This is a genomic window from Brevundimonas sp. GW821-FHT10A07, assembly GCF_059415785.1.
In genome coordinates, this window is sequence record NZ_JBWKNX010000003.1 from 201,365 (window position 1) to 224,625 (window position 23,261).

At 66.9% G+C, this 23,261-nt stretch carries 18 protein-coding genes; 3 read left to right on the top strand and 15 right to left on the bottom strand.

Features of this window, described 5'->3' with window-relative positions; genetic code table 11:
- Window positions 1-8: 8 nt before the first annotated feature.
- The 7 genes from AC07NC_RS03945 to AC07NC_RS03975 form a co-directional block, all read right to left on the bottom strand.
- Complete coding sequence (locus tag AC07NC_RS03945; protein WP_494568648.1) at window positions 9-2,558, bottom strand: TonB-dependent receptor; 2,550 nt, start codon at window positions 2,556-2,558, stop codon at window positions 9-11.
- Between the two features lie 191 nt (window positions 2,559-2,749).
- A complete protein-coding gene (locus tag AC07NC_RS03950) occupies window positions 2,750-3,790 on the bottom strand; it encodes a LacI family DNA-binding transcriptional regulator (RefSeq protein ID WP_494568649.1) in 1,041 nt (346 codons plus the stop codon).
- Window positions 3,791-3,856: 66 nt separating this feature from the next.
- The gene (locus tag AC07NC_RS03955) at window positions 3,857-5,401 is read right to left on the bottom strand and encodes a tryptophan halogenase family protein (protein ID WP_494568650.1); all 1,545 of its coding nucleotides are present in this window, start codon (window positions 5,399-5,401) and stop codon (window positions 3,857-3,859) included.
- Window positions 5,402-5,409: 8 nt separating this feature from the next.
- Complete coding sequence (locus tag AC07NC_RS03960) at window positions 5,410-6,954, bottom strand: tryptophan halogenase family protein (protein ID WP_494568651.1); 1,545 nt, start codon at window positions 6,952-6,954, stop codon at window positions 5,410-5,412.
- A gap of 72 nt (window positions 6,955-7,026) precedes the next feature.
- Entirely contained in the window at window positions 7,027-10,158 is a 3,132-nt protein-coding gene (locus AC07NC_RS03965; RefSeq protein WP_494568652.1) for a TonB-dependent receptor, read from the bottom strand.
- A gap of 49 nt (window positions 10,159-10,207) precedes the next feature.
- Complete coding sequence (locus tag AC07NC_RS03970; protein WP_494568653.1) at window positions 10,208-12,496, bottom strand: beta-glucosidase; 2,289 nt, start codon at window positions 12,494-12,496, stop codon at window positions 10,208-10,210.
- 448 nt (window positions 12,497-12,944) lie between these two features.
- Window positions 12,945-13,736 carry a PhoH family protein gene (locus AC07NC_RS03975; RefSeq protein WP_154725752.1) on the bottom strand — a complete coding sequence of 264 codons (792 nt, stop codon included), beginning with the start codon at window positions 13,734-13,736 and terminating at the stop codon, window positions 12,945-12,947.
- Between the two features lie 311 nt (window positions 13,737-14,047).
- Between AC07NC_RS03975 and AC07NC_RS03980 the strand changes: the two genes are divergently transcribed.
- Window positions 14,048-14,575 (top strand): gamma carbonic anhydrase family protein, encoded by a 528-nt coding sequence (locus tag AC07NC_RS03980; protein ID WP_292147739.1) that lies wholly within the window; start codon window positions 14,048-14,050, stop codon window positions 14,573-14,575.
- A 37-nt stretch (window positions 14,576-14,612) separates the two neighbouring features.
- Here the strand turns inward: AC07NC_RS03980 and AC07NC_RS03985 are convergent, their stop codons facing one another.
- The 4 genes from AC07NC_RS03985 to tipF form a co-directional block, all read right to left on the bottom strand.
- Window positions 14,613-15,542 carry a bifunctional riboflavin kinase/FAD synthetase gene (locus tag AC07NC_RS03985; protein ID WP_494568654.1) on the bottom strand — a complete coding sequence of 310 codons (930 nt, stop codon included), beginning with the start codon at window positions 15,540-15,542 and terminating at the stop codon, window positions 14,613-14,615.
- The gene (locus AC07NC_RS03990) at window positions 15,542-16,003 is read right to left on the bottom strand and encodes a MaoC family dehydratase (RefSeq protein WP_008263736.1); all 462 of its coding nucleotides are present in this window, start codon (window positions 16,001-16,003) and stop codon (window positions 15,542-15,544) included. Before AC07NC_RS03990 ends, AC07NC_RS03985 begins: the two co-directional genes overlap by 1 nt.
- A gap of 39 nt (window positions 16,004-16,042) precedes the next feature.
- A complete protein-coding gene (locus tag AC07NC_RS03995) occupies window positions 16,043-16,912 on the bottom strand; it encodes a TIGR01459 family HAD-type hydrolase (protein ID WP_494568655.1) in 870 nt (289 codons plus the stop codon).
- Window positions 16,913-16,988: 76 nt separating this feature from the next.
- A complete protein-coding gene (gene tipF, locus AC07NC_RS04000; protein ID WP_008258738.1) occupies window positions 16,989-18,263 on the bottom strand; it encodes a flagella assembly cyclic-di-GMP phosphodiesterase TipF in 1,275 nt (424 codons plus the stop codon).
- Between the two features lie 108 nt (window positions 18,264-18,371).
- Between tipF and AC07NC_RS04005 the strand changes: the two genes are divergently transcribed.
- Both AC07NC_RS04005 and AC07NC_RS04010 read left to right on the top strand, forming a co-directional pair.
- A complete protein-coding gene (locus AC07NC_RS04005; protein WP_008260395.1) occupies window positions 18,372-19,142 on the top strand; it encodes an SDR family NAD(P)-dependent oxidoreductase in 771 nt (256 codons plus the stop codon).
- 79 nt (window positions 19,143-19,221) lie between these two features.
- On the top strand, window positions 19,222-20,151 hold the full coding sequence (locus AC07NC_RS04010) for a lysophospholipid acyltransferase family protein (protein WP_492071229.1): 930 nt from the start codon (window positions 19,222-19,224) through the stop codon (window positions 20,149-20,151).
- On the opposite strand, the gene AC07NC_RS04015 is transcribed toward AC07NC_RS04010, so the two are convergent.
- From AC07NC_RS04015 to AC07NC_RS04030, 4 genes are all read right to left on the bottom strand, one after another.
- On the bottom strand, window positions 20,094-20,603 hold the full coding sequence (locus AC07NC_RS04015; protein ID WP_035305571.1) for a response regulator: 510 nt from the start codon (window positions 20,601-20,603) through the stop codon (window positions 20,094-20,096). The two genes, AC07NC_RS04010 and AC07NC_RS04015, sit on opposite strands and share 58 nt — an antisense overlap.
- Window positions 20,604-20,670: 67 nt before the next feature.
- Window positions 20,671-21,546 carry a M23 family metallopeptidase gene (locus tag AC07NC_RS04020; protein WP_494568656.1) on the bottom strand — a complete coding sequence of 292 codons (876 nt, stop codon included), beginning with the start codon at window positions 21,544-21,546 and terminating at the stop codon, window positions 20,671-20,673.
- Window positions 21,543-21,740, bottom strand: a complete 198-nt coding sequence (locus AC07NC_RS04025; protein ID WP_008261088.1) for a DUF2093 domain-containing protein — start codon at window positions 21,738-21,740, stop codon at window positions 21,543-21,545. The genes AC07NC_RS04020 and AC07NC_RS04025 overlap by 4 nt, the downstream gene beginning before the upstream one ends.
- A gap of 43 nt (window positions 21,741-21,783) precedes the next feature.
- Window positions 21,784-23,052: a cation:proton antiporter domain-containing protein gene (locus tag AC07NC_RS04030; protein ID WP_008259579.1), complete on the bottom strand. Its 1,269-nt coding sequence runs from the start codon at window positions 23,050-23,052 to the stop codon at window positions 21,784-21,786.
- Between the last annotated feature and the right edge of the window lie 209 nt (window positions 23,053-23,261).

Here is a 23,261-nt window from a genome sequence, read left to right on the forward strand (position 1 = left end):
TTCGATCCTCAGAGTTTCAGTTTGAACACCAGGCCGTACGCCGCCGGGCGACCGGCGATGAAGGTCGGCATGCCCAGAGCGTCGCCGGTGTTGCCGGCGTCCTTGATGTATTCCTCGTCGAGAATGTTCTCGCCGAAGGCTTCAACGCCCCAGTTGGTCGAGTCCGGGGTGTAGCGGATACGCAGGTTCAACAGACCGTAGGCGTCCTGATATTCGTCCTGGATCAGGTCTGCGACGAAGGCTCCGCTCGCCACAGTTTGCAGGTCGGGGCGGTCGTTGTCGTCCTCGAAGAAGACCTTGGACTGCCAAGTGTAGGTCGGCTGGACCTCGATCTCGCCGCCGGTCACCGGCAGGCGCCAGGTCGCGCCGATCGACGCGGCGTTGTCCGGCGACAGCCGGAACTTGTTGCCGTCGTAGATGCCGTTCTCGAAGCGCGAGTGGTTGTAGGCGTAGGTCGCGAACAGGTCGAAGTTGGACGCCACGGCGAAGTTGGCCTGGCCCTCGAAGCCGTAGGACTTGGCCTCGCCGGCGTTGGTGGTGATGAAGGTCGTGCCTTGCTGGATGGTCGTCTGGAAGTTTTCGTAGTTGTACATGAAGACCGCGCCGTCGATCCGCAGTCGGCTGTCCAACAGGGCTGACTTGGCGCCGACTTCGTAGCTGTCGACGGTTTCGGCATCGACCGAGCTGAAGCGCGGCGCGCCCCCGGGGGCGGACGGACCCGAGGCGCTGATCACTTCCGGACGACGGCCGCGTGCATAGTTGGCGTAGACATTCGTGTCGTCGGTCAGTTCGTAGCGGGCCGTGACCCTCCAGGTCACGCCGTCGTCTTCCGAGTCGTAATACGAGAAGTCTCCGTTGTTGGCGGTCGGCTGCGACGTCAAGCCGAGCAGCGGCAAGCCGGGGCGCGTCGAATAGTTCGGCTGAACCAGGAAGCCGGGCACGCCCGTCGAACTGACGATGAATGAGCTCGGCACCGCGCCCGCCTGGATCGCCAGAAGCGTGCCCAGCGCCGAACGGCCGGAGTCGATGCTGGCTGCATAGCCGGTGGTCTTTTCATCACGGGTATAGCGAACGCCTGCCGACACTTCGAAGCGGTCGGTGAAGGCGTAGGTGGCGTCGGCGAAGACGTCGTAGGAATCCAGCTCGGAGCTGTTGATCGGCGTTTCGATATAGGCCGACTGCAGGTTCGAGGCGATGCCGGCCGTCAGGGTCGGCACCAGCGGCTGAGCAGCAGACGGCAACAGTGAGCCCAACAGCGCGCCCAGCGCGCCCGTCGCCACGGTCGGATAAACCGCCAGCGGCAGGGTGTTGTCACCGACGCCCAGCGGTGAACCGTCCAGCAACCCGGCCAGCTGCGCCAGGACCAGGCGCTCGTCGAACTGTGCGGGCGTGCGCTGGTAGCCTTCCTCGTGGAACCAGCCGGCGCCGACGAAGCCCGTCAGGCGACCGCCGTTGTCGAAGCCCAGGCGCAGGTCCTGGCTCCATTGTTCGCCATGGGTCTCTTCCGCCGCCGTCAGGATGGGCAAGGAGACGCCGTCCGCGTCGAAGGTCTCGTAGTTGTCGAACTCGCGATAGGCGGTGGTCGAGTTCAGGGTCCAGGCCGAATTCAGGTTGATCCGGGCCAGACCCGTCACGCCCCAGACTTCGCGGCTCAGGCCCAGCGTCTTGCCGCCGTCGAAATCGCCGCCCGGCGTCAGGGCCGCGCCCTCCCAGGGTTCCTTGCCGCCCAGGACGACGCCGGTGTTCGGATCGGCCGGTTCGTAGGCGATCGACTTGAACGAGGTGCCCGAGGCGTGGTCGTTCTGATAGTTGCCGATCACGTCGAACCGCATGGCGTCCGACGGCGCCCAGGCGCCCGACAGACGCACGGCCTTGGTCTCGATGGCGTTATAGTCTTCGCCGCCCAGCAGGTTCTCGACCGAACCGCCGCGCGTCTTCAGGCGGGTGGCGAGGCGCAGGCCGCCCGTCTCGCCGACGGGCAGGTTCAGCGCGCCCTCGACCATCCGATAGTCTTCGTTGCCGGCCTCGATATTGGCGTAGGCTTCGGTCTCACCCGGCTGGGCGCGGTTCTGGACCAGGTTGACGGCGCCGATCAGGGCGCCGCGCCCGTACAGGGTCGACTGCGGACCCTTGGCGATCTCAACCCGCTCCAGGTCGAACAGTTCGACATAGGAGCCGCGCGATTTGGAGATCGACACGCCGTCCTGGAACACCGACACGCGCGGCTCGGCCGTGGCGGCGCCCGAGTCCGAGGTGATGCCGCGCATCACGAAGCCGGGGTTGTTCGGCGACTGGTTCTGCACCAGGAAGCCGGGCACGAAGGCCGACAGCTGTTCGAATTCCTGGATGCCCAGGTCCTCGAGGAACTGGCCGGAATAGGCGGTCAGGGCGAACGGGACCTCAATGGTCTTCTGTGCGCGCAATTGGGCCGTGACGATGATCTCGTCCAGCGTCGCCGGCTCCGCCGACTGGGCCTGGGCATGGGCCCCGTGCGCCGCCGCCATCACGCCGGTCAGCGCCGCCGCAGCCATAAGCCGCGTCTTGAATTCATTCGCCATCGTTTTTCCCCAAGCTTGGCCTGAACGGCGATCAGTAACCGGCGGCGATGTCGCTGAGGCGACACTGCAAATGCCGATGCATGACGTTGAGGCGGCGGATGAAAGACATTTAAGCCGTGTACGTTGTATTAAACGCCCGGGCCGCGACGCAGCGGCGTCGGGCGTGTGGCCGAGCGGGTTCGGACGACGGATCAGGACTTCGGCGGCGCCGTGGAGCCTCTGGGGGCGAAGCCGAAATCGACCATGCTCTGCCGGGGCAGGTCGGCGTCGCCGGCCGTGGAGCGGATCAGCAGTTCGGCGGCGACCGCGCTCATTTCGGCGATAGGCTGAATGACGGCGGTCATGTCGGCGAACCGGGCCAGGGGCGTGTTGTCGAAGCTGATGACCGACAGGTCGGCAGGGACCGCCAGGCCGTTCCGTCTGGCCGTGCGCAGGGCCGCGTGGGCCATGCGGTCGTTGCTGGCCAGAACGGCGGTGGGCCGCGACGGCAGGGCCAGCAGGGTCTCCATGGCGGCGACGCCGGACTCGTAGGAAAAATCGCCGCGCGCGACCAGCGTCTCGTCCAGGCCGGGCGCCGAGGCGGACATGGCGCGGCGATACCCGTCGAGCCGCGCGCCGCTAACCGCATATTCCTCGCTGCCGGTGATGAAGCCGATGCGGGCATGGCCCAGGCCCAGCAAATGGTCGGTCGCAAAGGCGGCCGCCTTGGCGTCGTCCATCGACACCGCGAATCCGTCCCCTTCTGCGATCGAGGCGATCCGGGCGAAGGGCAGGCCCAGTTGGCTCAGCAGGCCGGTGATGGCCGGGTTCTCAGAGTGGGGCGGGGTCAGGATGACGCCGTCGGGGTGCAGGGCGGCGATGGCCCCGCGCACCGCCGCATCGACGTGGTCCGAATGGGTGTCGACCAGTTCGAAGATCATCCGATAGCCGTGGGCCTCGCACTTCAGCATGCCGCCCATCAGCATCTGGTCGACCCAGTCGGTGCCCTCGCCGGACTTCCAGCCCTCGATGGTCCGGTCCCGGTCGTTCAGCGCCATCAGCAGATAGGAGCGCGAGCCGCCCATCCGCCGCGCCGCCAGACTGGGGACATAGCCCAGCTTGGCCACGGCGGCGCGCACCCGCTCCTGCACCACCGGACGTACATTCGGCTCGTTGTTGATGACCCGCGACACGGTCTGCAGCGAAACGCCCGCCTCGGCGGCGACGTGTTTGATGGTGACGGCGCGACGCAAACTCTGATCCCTTATCCCCTGAGCCATTGTGTCAGCCTTGACCGCGCCAAGGCAAGCACGCCGGTATCAGGCCGGCATGACCAAAGGCGCGGGCGCCTCCACGGGCGGGGCCTGACAGTGGGTGTCGATGAAGGCCTGATGCGTCGGCAGATCGGCGACGAAGGCGTTCAGAATATTGGCGGCGCGGTCCATCTCGTCGGTCAGGCCGTTGAAGTCGATCCGGTCCACCAGCGGCGGGTAGGACCGGGGCCGCACGCCCATCCCGTCCATCACCGCATACCAGCTGACATTGCGGAACAGCGGGTCCAGCGCCTCGACCAGGCTGCCGTTGGCGCGGAAGACCTCCAGCTTGTGCTGCAGCCCCTCAGGCAGGACCATGTCGCGGCAGGCGCGCCAGAAGGCCGTGTCGTCGCGTCGCGTCAGGGCGTAGTGCAGGATGATGAAGTCGCGGATCTCCTCGTAATCCACGGTCATCCGCCGATTGTACTCGGCGATCAGATTCGGATCGCAATCCAGGTCCGGCATCAGCCGGAACAGGAAGTCCATGCCGCGATAGATCAGGTGGATGGCCGTCGATTCCAGCGGTTCGATGAAACCGCTGGCCAGGCCCAGGGACAAGACGTTCTTGTCCCAGATCTTCTCGCGCACCCCGGTCTTGAACGGCACCACCATCGGATTGACCACCGGCCGGCCTTCGACCTGCTCCAATAGGCGCGCCGTCGCCTCGTCGTCGGACAGGTAGCGGCTGCAGAAGACGTGGCCGTTCCCGGTCCGGTGCTGCAACGGGATGCGCCAGCGCCAGCCGCAGTCTTGGGCCTGGGCCAGGGTATAGGGCTTGGGCGGGCCGACATTCTCGGTCTGGACCGCAATGGCCCGGTCGCACATCAGCCATTCGGACCAGTCCGTATAGCCGACGCCCAGGGTCTTGCCGATCAGAAGGGCGCGGAAGCCGGTGCAGTCGATGAAGAAGTCCGCCTGGACCGTCTGGCCCGACTTCAGCTTCAGGCTGCTGACGAAGCCGTCGGGCCGTGTCGCCACATCCTCGACGATTCCCTCGGTGCGCTTCACCCCCCGCGCCTCGGCGAAGTCGCGCAGATAGCGCGCCACCCGTTTCGCATCGACGTGAACGGCGTAGGACGCGCCCCCGATCGGGGTGCGCTGGGCCTTGAACGGCAGCATGAACCGCCCCTGGTCCGCCATCCGCGCCGCTGCGGCGAAGTCCATCAGCGGCCGATCATAGCCGTTCATCCGCGCCTTCAGCCAGACGGGATAGAAGTCGCTGACATCCACGGGCGCCCCGATGGCGCCGAACGGGTGGAAATAGCTCTCGCCCTTCTGCGTCCAGTCCTCGAACTGGATGCCCAGCTTGAAACTGGCCTGGGTCTTCTGGATGAAGTCGCGCTCGTCGATACCCAGCCGCTTCAGCATTTCCAGGAAGGGCGGCACGGTGGATTCGCCGACGCCGATCGTGCCGATGTCGTCGGATTCGACCAGTTCGATCTCGGCCATCCGCCCCTTGAAATGTTCGGCCATCAGGGCGGCGGCGACCCAGCCGGCGGTGCCTCCGCCGACGATGCAGATCTTCTTCAGGGGGCGGCGGGGCTGGTCCATGTCGGGTCTCATGCGGCTGAGGCGGGGGCGGCGGAGGCGGCGGGATCGAGCCCCGCCAGGAAATGGGCGTGGTCGGGGGTGCGGGCGACCAGGTCGGCGATATTGGCGCGCATCTCGGCCAGGCTGCGGCTCAGATAGGCGGGGTCCATGGCGTCCACGGCGGGGTCGTAGCCGTCGGGATACAGGCCGAAGCCGTCATAGATGGCCAGCCAGCTGGCCGGGTGGAACATCTCCCACCGATAACGGACGAACTGACCCCGCGCGGTCCACAGGGCGATCTTGCGCTCCAGCGTCTCGGGGATCGCCATCTCGCGGCAGTCGCGCCAGAAGTCGGTGTCGGTGCGCCGGTTCAGCTTGTAGTGCAGGATGATGAAGTCCCGGACCCGCTCCATCTCGCGCGCGGTCTGGTCGTTGAACTCATCCAGGATCGGCTGGGCGAAGCGGCGGTCGGGGAACAGGGCCTTCAGCCGCTCGATCCCGGTCTCGATCAGGGCGATACTGGTGCTTTCCAGCGGCTCCAGGAAACCCGCAGACAGGCCGATGGCGACGCAGTTCCTGGCCCAGGCCTGGGTGCGCCGACCGGGGCGGAACGGAATGCGCCGCGGCTCCGTCAGCGGATCGCCCAGCAGATGAGGCATCAGCTCGGCCAGGGCCTGATCGTCGCTCAGATGGGCGCTGGAAAACACCAGACCGTTGCCGGCGCGGTGGCGCAGCGGAATGCCCCACTGCCATCCGGCCGACCGGGCGGTGACGCGGGTGAAGGGGGCGGGGGCGTCGCCGGGTCGGTTGGCGCTCTGCACCGCATAGGCCGCGTCGCAGGGCAGCCAGCGGCCCCAGTCCTCGAACCCGACGCCCAGGGCCTCGCCGATCACCAGGCCCTTGAAACCCGAACAGTCGACGAACAGATCGCCCTCGACCTCGCGTCCGTCGTCCAGGGTCAGGGCGCGCACGAAACCGTCCTCGGGCCGCAGCTCGACCGAGCGGATCCGGGCGTCGATCCGGGCGCAGCCCCCAGCCTCGGCATAGGCGCGCAGGTGCTGGGCGAACAGGCCAGCGTCCAGATGCAGGGCCCAGTCGAACACCGACAGCTGCGACGGCGGATTGGGGGAGGGCAGGGTGAATTTGCCGCCGGCGGCCAGCGACGCCCCCAGCGAATAGGCCGCCAGCGGCGCGGCGTCGCCCGCGCGGTGCTGTTTCAGCCAGTAATGATGAAACCCGATCCCTTTGACGTCCTGACCATACAGGCCGAAGGGATGGATGAAGTCCGAGCCGGGCCCGGACCAGTCGATGAAACGAATACCCAGCTTGCAGGTCGCCTGGGTGGCGCGCATCACATCGTCGTCGCGCAGGCCCAGCTGCGCATAGAACCGACGGAGGGTGGGAATGGTCGCCTCGCCCACGCCGATCGTGCCGATGTCGGAAGACTCCACCACGGTGATCTTCAGCGGCGCAGTGCGGAAATGCTGAACCAGGGCCGCAGCCGTCATCCAGCCGGCGGTGCCGCCGCCGACGATGACGACAGAACGGATGCGAGGATCGTCGATCTCATCCATGGCCGAATACCAATACGCGAAAAAAAGAGGCCGGCGACACGAATGTCGCCGGCCAGTCTGCTCAGGAAGAGATCAGAACCGAGCGCGAACGCCGATGGTGTAACGCGGCTCGAACTCGTTGCGGCTGTGGAACTGCTTCGCGCCGTCCTTGAACTCGAGGTAGTATTCCTCGATTTCGCCCAGGACGTTGGAGCCGTTGGCGTAGACCGTGACCATGTCGTTGACGTCATAGGTGACGTTGACGTCTACGTACTGAGAGGTGTCCTGATAGATCGGGATGTTTCCGAAGGTGCTGCTCAGGCGCGGCGTGCGATAGTTCCAGGCCACGCGGGCCTGAAGCTTGTCGCCCTGATACCAAACGGCGGCGTTCAGAGACTGCTCGGAGTTGTCTTGGAAGGGCAGAAGATCTCCGTTCAACGCTACGTCGTTAGAAGAGCTATCGGAGAAGGTGTAGCTGCCGTCGAAGCCGAAGTCAGACCAGATCGGCGTGTCGATGAAGTCGGACAGGCCGATCTTCGCGCCTAGCTCGATGCCCTGCAATTCACCGCCTTCGCCCTGGAGGGGACGGTTGACGTCCACACAACGACGGATAACGCCGTCGCCGTCCGGGTATTCAGCGCCGCAAGTCACGGTGCCGCGACGGACGAAGCTGTCGATGTTCAGGCGGAATGCCGCAATGTTGAACATCGTCGCGGGGCCGTAATAGTACTCCAGCGCCAGATCGAAGTTGCTCGAGCGCCATGGATCTAGATCCGGGCTGCCGGCCAAGGTGGCGCCGGTCACGCGACGGATGCCGCGTGGCGGAGCCGTCGGATCCAATGGCGTCGGGCCGTTGGAATCGGCGGTCGAAATGGTGACGCCGCCGCCGTAACTTCCCAGGTCCAACGGGATCATCGTCTTGGCGTAGGCGGCTCGTAGACGAAGCTTGTCGCTGAAGTCATAGGCCAGGTTCACCGACGGCAACCAGTCCGTGTAGCTGCGGCTCGCGATCGTGTCGCCGATGTCGTTATTCGTGTCGCCATAGGCTCGGACGTCGCCGGTTTGGTTCTGGCGGACGCGGAGTTCGGTGCGGACCATACGCACGCCGACGTCGCCGTGCAGTTGGCCGAACTCGATCGCCCCGTTCACATAGGCGCTGTCCTCATAGAGGTCGACGTCATACGAGTTGCCGGGGATGATCACGTCATAGGCGTTGCCGAACACCCGCTGCTGGAAGGCGCGGGGATCGTCGAAGTCGCGCGGATCCGCCACCCACACCCCGGGAATGCCCGAGGCGACCGAACCGAAGTCGGTCAGGAAGTAGGTGTTGTTGTTCTCGCGCAGCAGCGTGGGCCGATTGACCGTATAGCCCTGGAAGCAGGTCGGGGTGTTGGCGACCGTGCCGGCGGTGCAACTGCTGGGGGTGGGGTCGACGGCGAGGGCCGCGTTGAAGCCGGGGTTGGAGACGAACTCCCCGGCCTGGCACTGCGGATTGTCCATGACGACGTCGATGGCTTTCCACTGCGCCGAACAACCCGCCTGGTTGCCTGCGCCCTGTCCGGCGTAGAAGTCCGAGAACAGGTGGAAGTTTGTGACCTCGACCTCGCGGCCGCTGTGGCGGACGCCGGCGTCGACGCGGGTCAGGAAGCCGAACGCCGGCGCCTCCTGGAACTCGTACGACCCGTCGAACCGGACCACAGTCAGGTCCGAGTTGTTGCGCTGGTTGCCTTCCGACGAATAGGCCCCGACTGTATAGGAGTCCAAGTTCGACATATATTGGCTTAGCGGGACGTTGCCTAAACCCCCGACAATGTTGTTCTCGAAGCCGCTCCAGGCCAGCTTCGAGCCGCCGGTGTCGATATGCAGTTGGGGGTCCGCTCCATAGCCTAGCGGGTTGGGGTTGATGTAGCGTCCGCCCTGGCTGCCCACGACACCGTTTGAGTATTGTGAGGCCGGGTACATGGCGGCGATGGAGGCGGGGTAGAAGGTGCCGCGCGTGCGGTCCGCGCCCTGACGGAATAGGGTAAAGGCCCTGTCAGCTCCGTACTGCCAATTCGACAGGTCACCCTGCACCTGGCCGTTCATGCTCAGCAGCGAGGCGTCGGCCTTGACGGCCCGCGCGTTGAAGGTGAAGGGGCCGCCCTTGTCGTAGTCCAGCTCCAGGTTGAAGTTCTTGGACTCGTTGTTTGTGACACGGTTGACGGTGAAGGAGTTCACCCACCAGGCGTCGACGTCGTATTCCTCGACGTCCAGCCAGCCCAGGCCGGTGTCGGTCGACTCGGTCGGCGTCAGCCAGCCCAAGCCGCTCCAGCGGTTGGAGACGTTCAGACCGGCGGCGCGGTTGTACTCGTCCTGCTTGGTGTAAAAGGCTTCTGCCGTTAGACGGATGCCGTCCTCGATATCGAACTGGAAAGCGGCGTTCAGGCCGACCCGCTCACGCTCGACCACACGGTTGAACATTTCATAGCCGTGCGGCGCAAGCCAGGCATTGCCCGTGCCGCCCCAGTCATTACTGCCGAACAGGCTGCCCGCGACCCCGGCGTAGTTATTGCCCAGGTTAGACTCGCTCATGACGCCGGAGACCATCACGCCCATCCGGTCGCCCCGCCAGTTCAGCAGGCCGTTGATCAGATAGTCGTCCTGACGAGTGCGTTCGCCCGTCTGGTATTCGGCCGCGCCCGTGACGGTCGTGCCGTAGCTGAAGTCCATCGGGCGACGCGTGCGCAGGTCGATCGTACCCGAAATCCCGGACTGAGCGTTCGTCACGTCCTGCGACTTGAACACGACGATCGAGTTCATCAGCTGCGACGGCACGTCGTTCAGGTTCGGTTCGGCTCTCCCCAGGTTACCGGGGCTCAGATATTGTTCGCCGTTCAGCAGTGTCACGACCTGCGGCAGGCCGCGGATGTTGACGGTCGAGCCTTCGCCGGCGGTGCGTCGGATCTGGATGCCGGCGATGCGTTGCAGGGCGTCGGCCACGGTGACGTCGGGCAGTTTGCCGATGTCTTCGGCCGAGATCGCATCAACCAGCGCCGTCTCGTTGCGCTTGACGTTGATCGACTGGGTCTGCGACGCCCGGATGCCGGTGACGACGATTTCGCCGACCTCGGTCGGGTCTTGGGGCGCCGGGATCGGCGCCTGTTCCGCGGTCTGGGCATAGGCCGGCGCGACAAGCGCCGAACTCGCCATCAAGGCCGCCAGCATGGGCCTCTTGTGGATTCTCATCTCGTTTTCCCTCCTCATTGGCGCCGCGTTTTTGTTGTGCGGCATTGGCTCAAGGCTTGATGATCGACCCTGAAAGCGTGACGTTCGCGCTCAACCCCGTCTCGGCGGCGTCGCGGGCGACGGTGATGCGGTAATCGCCCGGCGCGATGCGCCAGCCGGGCAATGCGGTGTCATATTCGGCCAGGATGCGCGGCTCGGCCTTCAGCACGATGCGACGCGTCTCGCCCGGCGACAGCGTCATCCGCGCAAAGGCGGCCAGACGCCTGGGCTGGTCGGCCGAGGCGACATACAGCTGGGCCACCTCGCTCCCAGCCCGGTCGCCGCTGTTGGTCACATCGACGGCGACGCTCAGACCCTGGGTGTTCGAGACCGCCAGGTTGGAATAGGCGAAGCTTGTGTAGCTGAGGCCGTAACCGAACGGGAACAGGGGTTTGCGTCCCTCGCGTTCGTACCAGCGGTAACCGACGTCCGATCCCTCGACATAATCGACGGCGAAGGGCTGCAGCACGGCCCCCTGCGGCGCCCCGGGGTTGGAGGCGGCGGCGGCGTCCACGGCCTTCATCTCGGCTAGGCCTGGCACGGTCGGGCGCGGCGCCTGGTCGGCCGAGGCGGGGAAGGTGATCGGCAGCCGACCGGACGGATTGACCTCGCCAAACAGGATGCGGGCGATGGCCTCGCCCCCCCGCTGGCCGGGGTACCAAGCCTGGATCACCGCCGGGGTCTTTTCCAGCCAGGGCATCAGCACCGGCCCGCCGGTCTCCAGCACCACCACCGTCCTGGCGTTGGCGGCGGCCACGGCCTCGATCAGTCCGTCCTGGTCGTCCGGCAGCGACAGGCTCTCGACGTCCTGGGCCTCTGTGGTCCACTGGGTGGCGAAGACGACCGCGATGTCCGCCGCGCGCGCCGCCGCAGCCGCCGCCGCAGCATCCCTGCCATCGACATAGGTCACGGTCGCGGCCGGCGCGACGGCGCGGATCGCGTTCAGCGGCGAGGACGCATGCCAGGTCATCCGCGCGAACGAGGCCGCCGCGCCCGAGGTCAATGGGATCTCGACCGGCGCCCCGCCCACCGACCGCACCTGGGACGACCCGCCGCCCGACAGGATGCCGACATCGGCATGGCCGCCGATGAGCACGATCCGCTTCGCCGTCTTGGCCAGGGGCAGGACCCCGCCCTGGTTCTTCAGCAGCACGATGCCCGCCTCGGCCGCGCGCTGGGCGACCTCGGCGTTCCGGGCGTAGTCGATCGGCTGTTCGGTCGTCACCACGGGCGCGTCCAGCACCCCGGTCTCGATCAGGCCGACCAGCAGGCGACGCACCATGTCGTCCAGCCGCGCCTCGGGAATCCGCCCGGCGTCCAGGGCTTCACGGAAGGGGGCGTCGAAATACAGGGCCCGGTCCAGCTCCTGGCCCGAGGCCTGGTCCAGCCCCGCCAGGGCCGCCTTTTCGGTCGAATGGACCGCGCCCCAGTCGGACATGACCCAGCCGTCGTACTTCCAGTCGCGCTTCAGCACCTGGTTCAGCAGGAAGTCGTTCTCGCAGGCCCAGTCGCCGTTGACCTTGTTGTAGGCGCACATGACCGAGCCGGGATTTCCCCGCTCGATGGCGATCTGGAAGGCCAGCAGGTCGCTTTCGCGCAGGGACGCCTCGTCCAGGCGCGCGTCCATGATCATCCGCCCGGTCTCTTGCGAGTTGAAGGCGAAATGCTTGATCGTCGAGACGATCTTGTTCGACTGGACGCCGCGGATATGGTCCCCGGCCATGACCCCGGCCAGCAGCGGATCCTCGCCCAGATATTCGAAATTCCTTCCGTTCCACGGATCGCGGGTGAGGTTCACCCCGCCGGCCAGCAGGATGTTGAAGGTCTTGGCCCGCGCCTCGGACCCGATCATGGCCCCGCCGGCATAGGCGATCTCGGGATCGAAGGTGGCGGCCGTCGCCAGGCTGGAGGGCAGGGCGGTGGCGACGTCGCCCTTGCGCTGTTCGACCTGGTTGGCGACGCCCAGGCTGGCGTCGCTTTCGCGCAGGGTCGGTATGCCCAGGCGGGGTATGCCGGGGATATGGCCGGCCGAAGGAATCATGTCGGCGACGGGGGCGCCGGGCGTCTGCGCGGCCATCGGCGGGAAATATCCGTGGATCAGCTGCAGCTTCTCGTCACGCGTCATCCGGGCCAGCAAGGCGTCGGCCCGGGCGGCGACTTCGGTTGCGACGGGGGTGGCCGAGGCGGGTTCGCTCGAGACTGGCCGGCCGTCCGTCTGGGCGAAGACCGCGACAGGCGTCATGCCGATGGCCGTCGCCAGGGCGAGACGACTGATCAGCGACAACGAGAGGAAATTCATACCGGCTCCCAAACTCATCCAGGGACGGCGACGGCCGTCAGAACAGAAGTTGGGACGCGGCGCACACCATCGGGGATGACGGCGGGCAGCCGACATCGTTGCTCGCCGAGGCGAGCTTTTCGATCATGTTTGCGGATGGCGTTTGTCGCGCCGTGGTTCGCCGGCCCGAATGGCCGATGATCGTTCCGCTCCCTGCACGGAGGATCTTCGTCCCCTCGCAGGCAAAGGAAAGCACGGATTGAGAGCGTTCACAATACGAAATGGATGTAATGGAACGACGTTATGCCTGATGGCCGGATCACAAGTCGTTTCAGTCAGAGGTCCAGTCAAACGCCGCAGCGCAAGTCCGCCCGGGCGCACCCAAGCGTAAAACCCAGGCGCGCACTGCGCCTGGGTTCGCCGGTCCGTCTGACGACATAGAGAAGCTTGGATGCAGGGTGGTTCGGGCTCAGATCACCCCGATCATCGAGGCCACCAGCGGGTGGCGCACGATGTCGCGTTCGGCGAGGCGCACTACGGCGATCTCGTCGATGGCCTCCAGACGGGCCGAAATATCGGCCAGGCCGGAAATGCCCGGCAGCAAGTCGGACTGCTGGGGGTCGCCCGTGACCACCATGGTCGAATGCCAGCCTAGCCGCGTCAGCAGCATCTTCAGCTGCACATAGGTGCAGTTCTGGGCCTCGTCGACGACGATGAAGGCGTTGTTCAGGGTGCGGCCGCGCATATAGCCGATGGGCGCGATCTCGATCAGGCCCTCCGCCATCAGGGCCTTGACCCGCTTCATGCTCAGCCGGTCCGAAAGGGCGTCGTAAAGCGGGCGCAGATAGGGGGCCAGCTTGTCCTCCATGTCGCCGGGCAGGAAGCCGATCGACTCCCCGGCCTCGACGGCGGGGCGGCTCAGCACGATGCGGCCGACCTTGCCGGCCTCCAGCGCCTCGACCGCCTTGGCCACGGCCAGATAGGTCTTGCCCGTGCCTGCCGGGCCCAGCGCCATGACCAGATTATGCGCGTCGATGGCCGCCATCATTTCCGTCTGGCCCTCCGACTTCGGCTTCAGCGTCTTCAGATAGCCCTGCTCGCGGTCGTCGTTCGAGGAATGGGGCGACCATCCCGACCGTTCGTTATGGGGGGCGTGGAGCCGACGCACCTTCGACTCCTCCATGAACTCCCGCGAATCCAGGATTCCGTTTTCACGGGACTGACGCTTCATTGCCGCACGCTTTGTCATGGACGTCTCCAGGGCATGAAAAAAGGCGGACCCATACGGGTTCCGCCTTGGCTGGTCTTGGGGAGGAAAAGGCCGTGGCCCGTGTCGTGACGGCCGCCCGGATCGACAGCTTGGCCGTCAGAAACGGGACTGACCCGCCGCCCAACAACCGAACCCGGATCCCAACGCGCCACGCGAAGCCCCGACTAATGACCGGATCGGGCTTGATCCGGCTTCGGATCCGGGGCCGAAATGGCGACCCACGAATCGCATCAACACTCTGATGCTAACGTGGTTAGAAATCTGTTAAAGCCCTCGTTTTTAGAAGATTAGGCGGCGTTCTGATGACCATTTACACATTGGGCGACAGCAAACCGCAGTTTCCCGCGCCCGGCGAATACTGGGTCGCGCCGAGCGCATCGGTGATTGGGAACGTGATTCTGCACCCCAACGCCAGCGTCTGGTTCGGCGCGGTGCTGCGCGGCGACAACGAACCGATCATTGTGGGGCCCGACAGCAACATCCAGGACGGCAGCGTCCTGCACACCGACATGGGCTCGCCCCTGACCCTGGGCCGGGGCGTCACCGTCGGCCACCAGGCCATGCTGCACGGCTGCGAGGTCGGCGACTACAGCCTGATCGGCATCGGGGCGGTGGTGCTGAACGGTGTGAAGATCGGCCGCAACTGCATCATCGGCGCGAACGCCCTGCTGACCGAGGGCAAGATCATTCCCGACAACAGTCTGGTCGTGGGCCAGCCGGGCAAGGTGGTGCGAGAGCGCGATCCCGACCAGATCGCCGTCCTGCAGATGTCGGCCGAACATTACGTGCAGAACTGGAAACGGTTCGCGGCGGATCTGCGCGCCCTCTAGTCTCCGCTCAACCCGGCTAGCGCCGGGATGCGCGGGATCAGGAGGCTAGAATCCTTCGCGCCGCGTCGGCGTCCTTGTCGATCTGGGCCTTCAGGGCGTCCAGCCCGTCGAAGCTTTCCTCGCCACGCAGCCAGGCGACCAGTTCCGTCTCGATGACCTGGCCGTACAGGTCGCCGTCGAAATCGAACAGCCAGACCTCGAGCAGCGGGGTCTCCAGCGCATACATGGGCCGCACGCCCAGGCTGGCGACGCCGTTGACGACCCGCCCGTCCGCCAGACGGCTGCGGGTCGCATAGACGCCGTAGGCGGGGCGCATGTAATCGCCCAGCGCGATGTTGGCGGTCGGCACGCCGATGGTGCGGCCGCGCTTGTCGCCGTGGATCACCTCGCCCTGAAGAGCGAAGGGGCGGCCCAGGATGGCGGCGGCCCGGTCCATGTCCCCGGCCTTCAGGGCTTCCCGCACGGCGCTGGATGACAGTTTCAGCCCGTCGGCGTCATCCAGGCGTTCGGCCACCGAAACCGTGAAGCCCAGCCGCTCGCCATAGGTCTTCAAGGCTTCGGGCGAGCCGGACCGCCCCTTGCCGAAGGTGAAGTCGAAGCCGACGGCGGCATGGCGCACGCCAAGCCCCCGCGCCAGCACCTTTTCGGCGAAGTCCGCATCGCTCATGCCGGCCATCTCGCCGTCGAACGGCAGCAGATACAGGATGTCGACCCCCAGGGGCGCCAGGGCCTGGGCCATCTGGTCCGCCGTCATCAGGCGAAAGGGCGCCGCCTCGGGTTGGAACCAGCGGCGCGGATGGGGATCGAAACTGACCACGCCGAGCGGCGCGCCCAGCCGTTCGGCGGCGGCCTTTGCGCCCGCAATGACCGCCTGATGCCCCCGGTGCACGCCGTCGAAGGCGCCGACCGCGACTGCCGCGCCCCTCAGGGCGTTCGGCAGGTCGCGCCAGTCGCGGATGATCTGCATCAGCGCTGGGAGGGCTTGCGCCGGCGCGGAACGCGGACGACGGCGACGCCGTCCATGATCATGGTCTCGCCGACAAAGCCTTCGCAGCTCAGCTTGACCCGCGCGCTTTCGGCCTCGACCTCGATCACCGTAATCAGGATGCGGACGACGTCGTCGATCCGCACCGGCTGATGAAAGGCCAGGGTCTGGGAGATGTAGATCGACCCGGCGCCCGGCAGGATGGTGCCGACCACGGCCGATCCGAACGAGGCGCTCAGCAGGCCATGCGCGATCCGGCCGCGATAGGCGGTCTTGGACGCAAAGGCCTCGTCCAGGTGGACAGGGTTGAAGTCGTCGGACGCCTCGGCGAACAGCCGAATCCGGTCCTCCGTGGCGACCACGATTTTCTCGGCGGCCATGCCGACGTGAAGTTCGTCCAGGATGTAACCACCGGACGGATGCTGCTGTACCAATTCGACCATGCTGCAGGCTTTAGCTGCGGTGCGACAAAATGGCGAGCCTTACCAGGCGAGTTCGAGCGCGGCGTATCGCGCATATGTTGTTTCAGCCTTCAGCAGATCGCCGGCGCGGGCGGGATCCAGCGTCCCGTCCTCGCCCCGGGCCTGGTCGCCGTGGATGCCCTGGGCGATGAACAGGCAGTCCAGGGCCTGGGCGTTGGCCCCCATGATGTCGGTGACGACGCCGTCGCCGATGCACAGGACGCGCGACCGATCGACCGGCCGGCCCAGCAGCGTCTGCGCCTCCTTGATCGCCAGATCATAGATCGGGGCATAGGGCTTGCCCGCCATGACGACCCGGCCGCCCAGCGACTCGTACAGGTCGGCCAGCGCCCCGCCGCAGTAGATCAGCTTGTCGCCGCGCTGAACCACCCGATCGGGGTTGGCGCAGATCAGCTCCAGATCGCGCGCCGCGCCGACCGCGAACCGCTCGCGATAGTCCTCGGGCGTCTCGGTCGTGTCGTCCACGGGGCCGGTGACGGAGATGAAGGCGGCGTCCTCCGCGCCGGCGGCGCGGTCCAGCCCCAGCCCGGCGTAGAGGGGGGCGTCACGCTCTGGCCCGACGATCCAGGCCGGGCCGGGCGCCCGCTTGGCCAGTTCGGCGCGCGTGGCGTCCCCGGAGGTGACGAAGGCCTTCCAGGCCTCGCGCGGCACGCCCAGGCCGTCCAGCTGGGCGATCACGTCCGAGGCCGGCCGGGGCGAGTTGGAGATCAGCACCACATGCCCGCCCTCGCGGTTGAACCGCATCAGAGCCTCGCACGGGGTCGCCCAGCTTTCGCGCCCGTTGTGGATCACCCCCCAGACGTCGCAGAGCAGGATGTCATAATCGCCGGCGACGGCGCCGAGGTGGGGCAGGGCGTGGGGGAGGGTCATGGCGTCTGAGTAACCGCTCGGACGCCATGACGAAAGTCTCCTCCCCATGAAATGGGGAGGAGGCAGACAGGCCGGTTCAGCTGAACCGACGCCTTTGTTCGGCGCTGCGCAGGGTGGAGCGCAGGAAGTCGGCGGGCGGGTCGGTCTCGGCCAGCACCTGTTCCTTGATGGCGCGGGGTTCGCCGAACAGGTGGCCCTGGCCCATCGCGACGTCCAGCTCGAGGATGTCGACGACCTGACGCTCGTTCTCGACCTTTTCGGCGATGACCTCGACGCCGTAGCGGCGGGTCAGGGCGGCGAAGTCGGCGGCCTGGATGTCGGGCATGGAGCGCAGCGGCGCTCCGCCGTCGAGATCCAGAAGCTGTTCGATCAGCAGGTCGGCCGACACCTTGATGAACTTGACGTCCGCCCGCTGCAGGTCGGCGAAGTCGAGGTCCAGCGTCTGGACCTTGTCCAGCGAGAAGCGGAAGCCCATGTCGGCCAGCCGCGCCATGTTGCGCGCCTCCACGGCGCCGCGCGCGTCGAAATTGGCCTGGCCCAGCTCGAAGATCAGGGCCTGGTTCAGATCGCGGTTCTCGCTGAGGAACTCCAGGAAACGCGGGAAGAAGGTCTCGTCGCCCAGCGAGGTCAGGGCCACGTTGCAGAAGACCCCGACCTTGCGGTCCTGGCGCGCCAGCCGGCGCACGATCTGGGCGCAGCGGAACAGCAGCAGATTGTCGATGGCGGGCACCAGGCCCTCGCCCTCGGCCAGCGACAGATATTCTGCCGGCATCATGACCCGGTCGGTCGCGTCGCGCAGGCGGGTGAAGCTCTCGTAAAAGATCGTGCGGCGCTGGGGCAGGGATACGACGGGCTGAAGATAGAGGTCCACCCGACCCTCGCTGAGCGCCTCGTGGATGGTGCGCAGCAGGACGTTCGACTGGGCCTGGCGCCGGCCTTCGAAGGTCTCGACCCCGATGCTGGGGGCGGCCGACAGCCGGTGGTCGATGCTCTCGCTCATCTGCTGGACCAGGGTCTCCAGCATTCGGACTTCGCCGGTCAGGGCGTCGGTGTCGGACAGGGCGCCGCTCTCGATGGCGTGGGCCAGTTCGGTCAGGGCGCCCTGGGTCGACTCCATCGCATCGGCCAGCAGGCGGTGGGCCTCGCGGACCTGGTCGATCTCCTTCTTCAGGGCGCGACGGGCGGCGACGCCCGTGACGATGCCGTGGAAGGCGCCCAGCAGACCCAGCGCCCCGAGCGCGCCCGCCACGCCCGCGCCGGCGCCCAGGCCCGCACGCCACAGGAAGGCCCCCACGGTCATGCCGAGGAACAGATAGGCGAAGTACAGAAAGCCCGTGGTCAGGTTACGCATCGGCTGGCGGTGGCCACTCCCGGATGGAATCGCCTGAGTATCAGGCTATCAATGTCGTTCGGCTAGAGCCGGGGCGCAAATAACCCGGCGGAACTCAAGGGAAACCCAATGGAACTGTTCGATCTCACCGGCAAGGTCGCCATCATCACCGGCTCGTCGCGCGGCATAGGCAAGGCGATCGCCGAGCGGCTGGCCGAACACGGGGCCAAGGTGGTCATCTCCTCGCGCAAGGCCGGGCCGTGCGACGAGGTCGCCGCCGAGATCAACGGCAAGTACGGCGAGGGGCGCGCCATCGCGGTTCCCGCCAATATCGCCTCCAAGGAGGATTTGCAGCGGCTGGTGGACGAGACGAACGCCGCCTTCGGTCAGATCGACATCCTGGTCTGCAACGCCGCGACCAATCCCTACGCCGGGCCGATGGGCGGGATCGCCGACGATCAGTTCGAGAAGATCCTGCAGAATAACGTCATCTCGAACCATTGGCTGATCCAGATGGTCGCGCCGCAGATGGTGGAGCGCAAGGACGGGGCGATCCTGGTGATCTCGTCCATCGGCGGCCTGCGCGGCAACGCCCTGATCGGCGCCTACAATATCTCCAAGGCGGCCGACATGCAGCTGGTGCGGAACCTGGCGGTGGAGTGGGGCCCGTCGAACGTGCGGGTCAACTGTATCGCCCCGGGCCTGGTCCAGACCGATTTCGCCAAATATCTGTGGGAGAATCCCGAGCTGCTGAAGACGGTGACGGAGCCCGCGCCGCTGAAAAGGATCGGCCAGCCGGATGAAATCGCCGGCACGGCGGTCTATCTGTGCAGCCCCGCCTCGGCCTATGTGACGGGGCAGACCCTTGTGGTGGACGGTGGATTGACGATTGCCTGGTGAAAACACGCGAGAAGAGCCGAAGTTTGAGCGCGCCTCAGAGGCGCGCTCAAACAGCCCGAGGGGCGGCAGCGCCACAAGCGTGCGGCAGGATCTGATCTGGCGCCTGCAGGCCGTCGCCTTCCAGGCGCTGTTTTCGTTCCTGCGCCTGCTCGGGGTCGAGCGCGCCTCGGGCCTGGGCGGCTGGCTGTTGCGGACGCTGGGACCGAAGACGGGCACCCAGAAGACGGTGATGCGCAATCTGCGGATCGCCTTCCCCGACATGGCGGACGCCCAGCGCGAGGCCCTGGCGCTGGAACAGTGGGACCGGACGGGGCGGACCTTCGCCGAACTGGCGGTCATGGATCAGCTGACGCCCGAGGGCGGGCGGGTCGAGGTGGTCGGGATGGAGCGGCTGCACGCCCTGCGTGACAGCGGCAAGGCGGCTGTGCTGATCTCGGGCCATCTGGCGAATTTCGAAGTCATGGCGGCGGTGATCATGGCCTCGGGCCTGCCGTGCCAGGTGACCTATCGGGCGGCGAACAATCCCTATGTGGACGCCCTGATCCGCCAGAGCCGCGAGCGCTACGGCATCCGCCTGTTCGCGCCCAAGGGCGACGGGACGCGCGAGCTGATGGCGGGGATGAAGCGGGGCGATTCCATCGCGCTTCTGGTCGATCAGAAATACAATCAGGGGCCGGAGGTCGAGTTCTTTGGTCAGCCGGTCAACGCCTCGCCGGGGGCGGCGCGGCTGGCGCTGAAGTTCGGGGCGGTGATTCAGCCCCTGTCGGTGGTGCGTCTGCCCGGCGTGCGGTTCCGGGTGACGGCGCATGAGCCGATCATGATCCCCGAGACCGCGGACAAGGCGGCTGACGTGCTGGCGGGCGTCCAGGCGGTGAACCGCTTTGTCGAGGATCGGGTTCGTGAGGTTCCGGAGGACTGGTTCTGGGTTCACCGGCGCTGGCCGGACAGGGTCTATGCGGCCCTGGGCGATCGCCTGGAATCGGCCGCGCGGCGGAACGGCCCGGCATAGGCCTCGACGTCGCGACGTCGGCGGCAGGGACCGCAGTAGGCGCTCGTCTTGATGAAGGCGCGGGGCTTGAGGATGACCGCGTTTATCCGGTCGAGGATGGCCTTGGCGGTGATCGGCTTGACCAGGAATTCGGTGACGCCGGCGTCGCGGGCCGCATAGATGCGGCTCTTTTCGGCATGGCCGCTCATCATGATGATGGGCAGGTAGATGTTGGCGCTGTCCGGGCCGGTGCGGACCAGCCGCGTGAACTCGACGCCGTCCAGCGGGAACATGTTGTAATCGACGATGGCCAGATCGACGGGCTGGTGGCTGAGAATGTCCAGGGCCACGGCGCCGTCGGGCGCTTCGTGAACCTTGTGGATGCCGGCGGAATTCAGCACGGCCGAGGTGATGGCGCGCATATGCTGATTGTCGTCCACCAGCAGAACGGCCAGCGATTGAAGCGATGACATCGGAGCCCCCGAAGCGAGGCGGGGAAACTACGTGTTTATCCTTACTCTCGCAAGCTGAGCCATAAAATCAGGCCAGACGCCGGGGCGCGCGGGCGCCGACCAGCAGGGACGGGTCCAGATTGCGGTCGCGCCATTTCAGGCGCCAGCACAGATGGGGGCCGGTGGCGCGGCCCGTCATGCCGACGCGGCCCAGGGGATCGCCGCGCCGGACGGGCTGGTTCGGGGTCACGTCCAGTTGCGACTGGTGCAGATAGGCGCTGATCAGGCCCTGGCCGTGGTCGATCAGGGTCAGACCGCCCTCGAAATGCATGTTCGGGCGGGTGAAGACGATGCGGCCGTCGGCCGGGGCGCGGATCACGGTCCCGGCCGGGGCGGCCAGATCGACGCCGTAGTGGGGCCGCGCCGGGGTGCCGTTCAGGATACGCTGGGCGCCCCATTCGCTGGAGATGCGGTAGGTCTCGAGCGGCCAGATGAAGCCGTCGCGGAAGTCGTCGGCGTCGGCCCGGCTGGCGAAGGCCTCGGTCTTGAGGGCGACCTCCTGGCGGATGCGGTCCAGAAGCGCCGGATCGCTGGGTTCGACCGTGGCGGGGGGTAGGCCGTCCACGCGGGTCGAGGGGAAGGCGTAGGGCGCGACGTCCAGGACGCGGCGGGTGGATCGGGCGCCGGATCGGGCCTCGATCTCGGCCAGGGCGGGGGCGTCGCGGTCGAAGCCGACGATGAAGAGGCCGTCGGTCGAGGCGGTGGACAGGGCCTCGCCGTCCACGAGGATCAGGGCGCGCGGCTCGGTGCGGCCCAGGGCGTAGCCGCCCTGACGCCAGGCGCCGTTCAGGACCAGATCGACCGCGCCCTGAGCCGCGCCCTGGGGCAGGGCCGAGGCGCCCAGCATCCGCGGAGTCGCCAGGGCCGCGCCGAAGCCGAGCAGCAGCGGGCGGCGGCCGATCAAGGGGCGGTCATCCGGGCGATGAATTCGGCCGGGCCGAAATAGGCCTCCTGCCGGGTCGGGCTCCAGTAGCGCAGCACCTCCAGCGGGATCGGCTTTTCCGTGACGGCGCAGCGCACGAACCGTCCCGGCTTCAACACCGCGAATTCGCCGTCGCCATAGTGGAGGGCGGCCTGTGTCGTGTTCGTCGCGTCCATGGGGTCAGTTAACGATGATCGGGGTTCGAGGCCAAGGACAGTTTCACGCCGTCGCCGGGTTGGGGCCGGCCATTTCGGCCTTGTGATCGATGGCGGCCTGTTTGGCCTCGGGCGAACCCGAGACCGGCGGGCGGGGCCGGCCGCCCATCCGGTCGGTGAACAGGAAGACGAAGGGGTTCAGCGAGATCGACAGCAGGGCGGCGGCCAGGATCAGGTCGTGGGTCTCGCGGCTCATGGCGCCCAGGCTGACGCCCAGGGCGGCCAGGATGAAGGAGAACTCGCCGATCTGGGCCAGGGAGGCGGCGACGGTCAGGCCGGTGGAGCGGTCCAGCCTGAAGACGCGGGCGATGGCCAGGGCGGCCAGCGACTTGCCGATGATGACGATGCCGAGGACGCCCAGAACGGCCCAGGGCTGGCGCACCAGGATCATGGGGTCGAACAACATGCCGACCGAGACGAAGAACAGCACGGCGAAGGCGTCGCGCAGGGGCAGGGACCGTTCGGCGGCGTTGTGGCCCAGCGGCGAGGCGTTCATCACCAGGCCGGCCAGGAAGGCGCCGAGCGCGAACGAATGGAACAGATAATAGGCCAGCCAGGCGATGCCGAGGGCGATGGCCAGGACGCCCAGGGTGAAGAGCTCGCGCGACCGGGTGTGGGCGATGCGGACCAGCAGCCAGGGGATCAGTTTGCCGCCGACGACCAGCATGCCGGCGACGAACAGGCCGACCTTCAGCAGGGTCCAGCCGATGCCCATGCCCAGGGCGGCGAGGTCGGTCTGGGTTCCGGCGGGCACGATGATCATGGGCAGCATGACCAGGGCGATGACGATGACCATGTCCTCGACGATCAGCCAGCCCACGGCGATGCGGCCGACCTCGCCCTTGACCTGTTTGCGCTCTTCCAGGGCGCGCAGCAGGACCACGGTGGAGGCGACCGACAGGGCGAAGCCCATCAGCAGGGCCTCGACATCCCCCAGGCCCAGCACCACCCGGCCCAGGGCCCAGCCCAGGACGGTGGCGACGGCGATCTGGACCAGGGCGCCGGGCACGGCGACCTGGCGCACTTGCATCAGATCCCGGGGCGAGAAGTGCAGCCCGACCCCGAACATCAGCAGGATGACGCCGATCTCGGCCAGTTGCGGCGCCAGTTCGGTGTCGGCGACGAAACCGCCCGTATAGGGGCCGACGGCGACGCCCGCGACCAGATAGCCGACCAGGGGCGACAGCTTCAGCCGATTGGCCAACATGCCGAACACGAAGGCGAGGACGAATCCTCCGACCAGGGTGAGAATCAGGCTGTCGGCATGCGGCATCAAGGCTCCTGTCGCGGGCGAAGGGGTGATTTTTGGATAGGTTCAGGTGGGGCGCTTTGCCCCGTCTGACAAGATGACGCAGTGTCGCGTCGGGTTGAATTGGCGTCGTCTTCGCGCTTTTGCTGCGAAGTTCGGAGGGCTGGGCGGGGCGCCGGGCCTTCGCCCGGAGTTTGATCTAGAAATACCGTTTCGACGAAGGTTTGACGCCC

What these genes read in the sequence shown, in the direction of transcription:
- AC07NC_RS03945 (WP_494568648.1), bottom strand. Translation starts at nt 2,558, where the DNA reads ATGGCGAATGAATTCAAGACGCGGCTTATGGCTGCGGCGGCGCTGACC.
- AC07NC_RS03955 (WP_494568650.1), bottom strand. Translation starts at nt 5,401, where the DNA reads ATGGACCAGCCCCGCCGCCCCCTGAAGAAGATCTGCATCGTCGGCGGA.
- AC07NC_RS03960 (WP_494568651.1), bottom strand. Translation starts at nt 6,954, where the DNA reads ATGGATGAGATCGACGATCCTCGCATCCGTTCTGTCGTCATCGTCGGC.
- AC07NC_RS03965 (WP_494568652.1), bottom strand. Translation starts at nt 10,158, where the DNA reads ATGAGAATCCACAAGAGGCCCATGCTGGCGGCCTTGATGGCGAGTTCG.
- AC07NC_RS03970 (WP_494568653.1), bottom strand. Translation starts at nt 12,496, where the DNA reads ATGAATTTCCTCTCGTTGTCGCTGATCAGTCGTCTCGCCCTGGCGACG.
- AC07NC_RS03980 (WP_292147739.1), top strand. Translation starts at nt 14,048, where the DNA reads ATGACCATTTACACATTGGGCGACAGCAAACCGCAGTTTCCCGCGCCC.
- AC07NC_RS03985 (WP_494568654.1), bottom strand. Translation starts at nt 15,542, where the DNA reads ATGCAGATCATCCGCGACTGGCGCGACCTGCCGAACGCCCTGAGGGGC.
- AC07NC_RS03990 (WP_008263736.1), bottom strand. Translation starts at nt 16,003, where the DNA reads ATGGTCGAATTGGTACAGCAGCATCCGTCCGGTGGTTACATCCTGGAC.
- AC07NC_RS03995 (WP_494568655.1), bottom strand. Translation starts at nt 16,912, where the DNA reads ATGACCCTCCCCCACGCCCTGCCCCACCTCGGCGCCGTCGCCGGCGAT.
- tipF (WP_008258738.1), bottom strand. Translation starts at nt 18,263, where the DNA reads ATGCGTAACCTGACCACGGGCTTTCTGTACTTCGCCTATCTGTTCCTC.
- AC07NC_RS04005 (WP_008260395.1), top strand. Translation starts at nt 18,372, where the DNA reads ATGGAACTGTTCGATCTCACCGGCAAGGTCGCCATCATCACCGGCTCG.
- AC07NC_RS04015 (WP_035305571.1), bottom strand. Translation starts at nt 20,603, where the DNA reads ATGTCATCGCTTCAATCGCTGGCCGTTCTGCTGGTGGACGACAATCAG.
- AC07NC_RS04025 (WP_008261088.1), bottom strand. Translation starts at nt 21,740, where the DNA reads ATGGACGCGACGAACACGACACAGGCCGCCCTCCACTATGGCGACGGC.
- AC07NC_RS04030 (WP_008259579.1), bottom strand. Translation starts at nt 23,052, where the DNA reads ATGCCGCATGCCGACAGCCTGATTCTCACCCTGGTCGGAGGATTCGTC.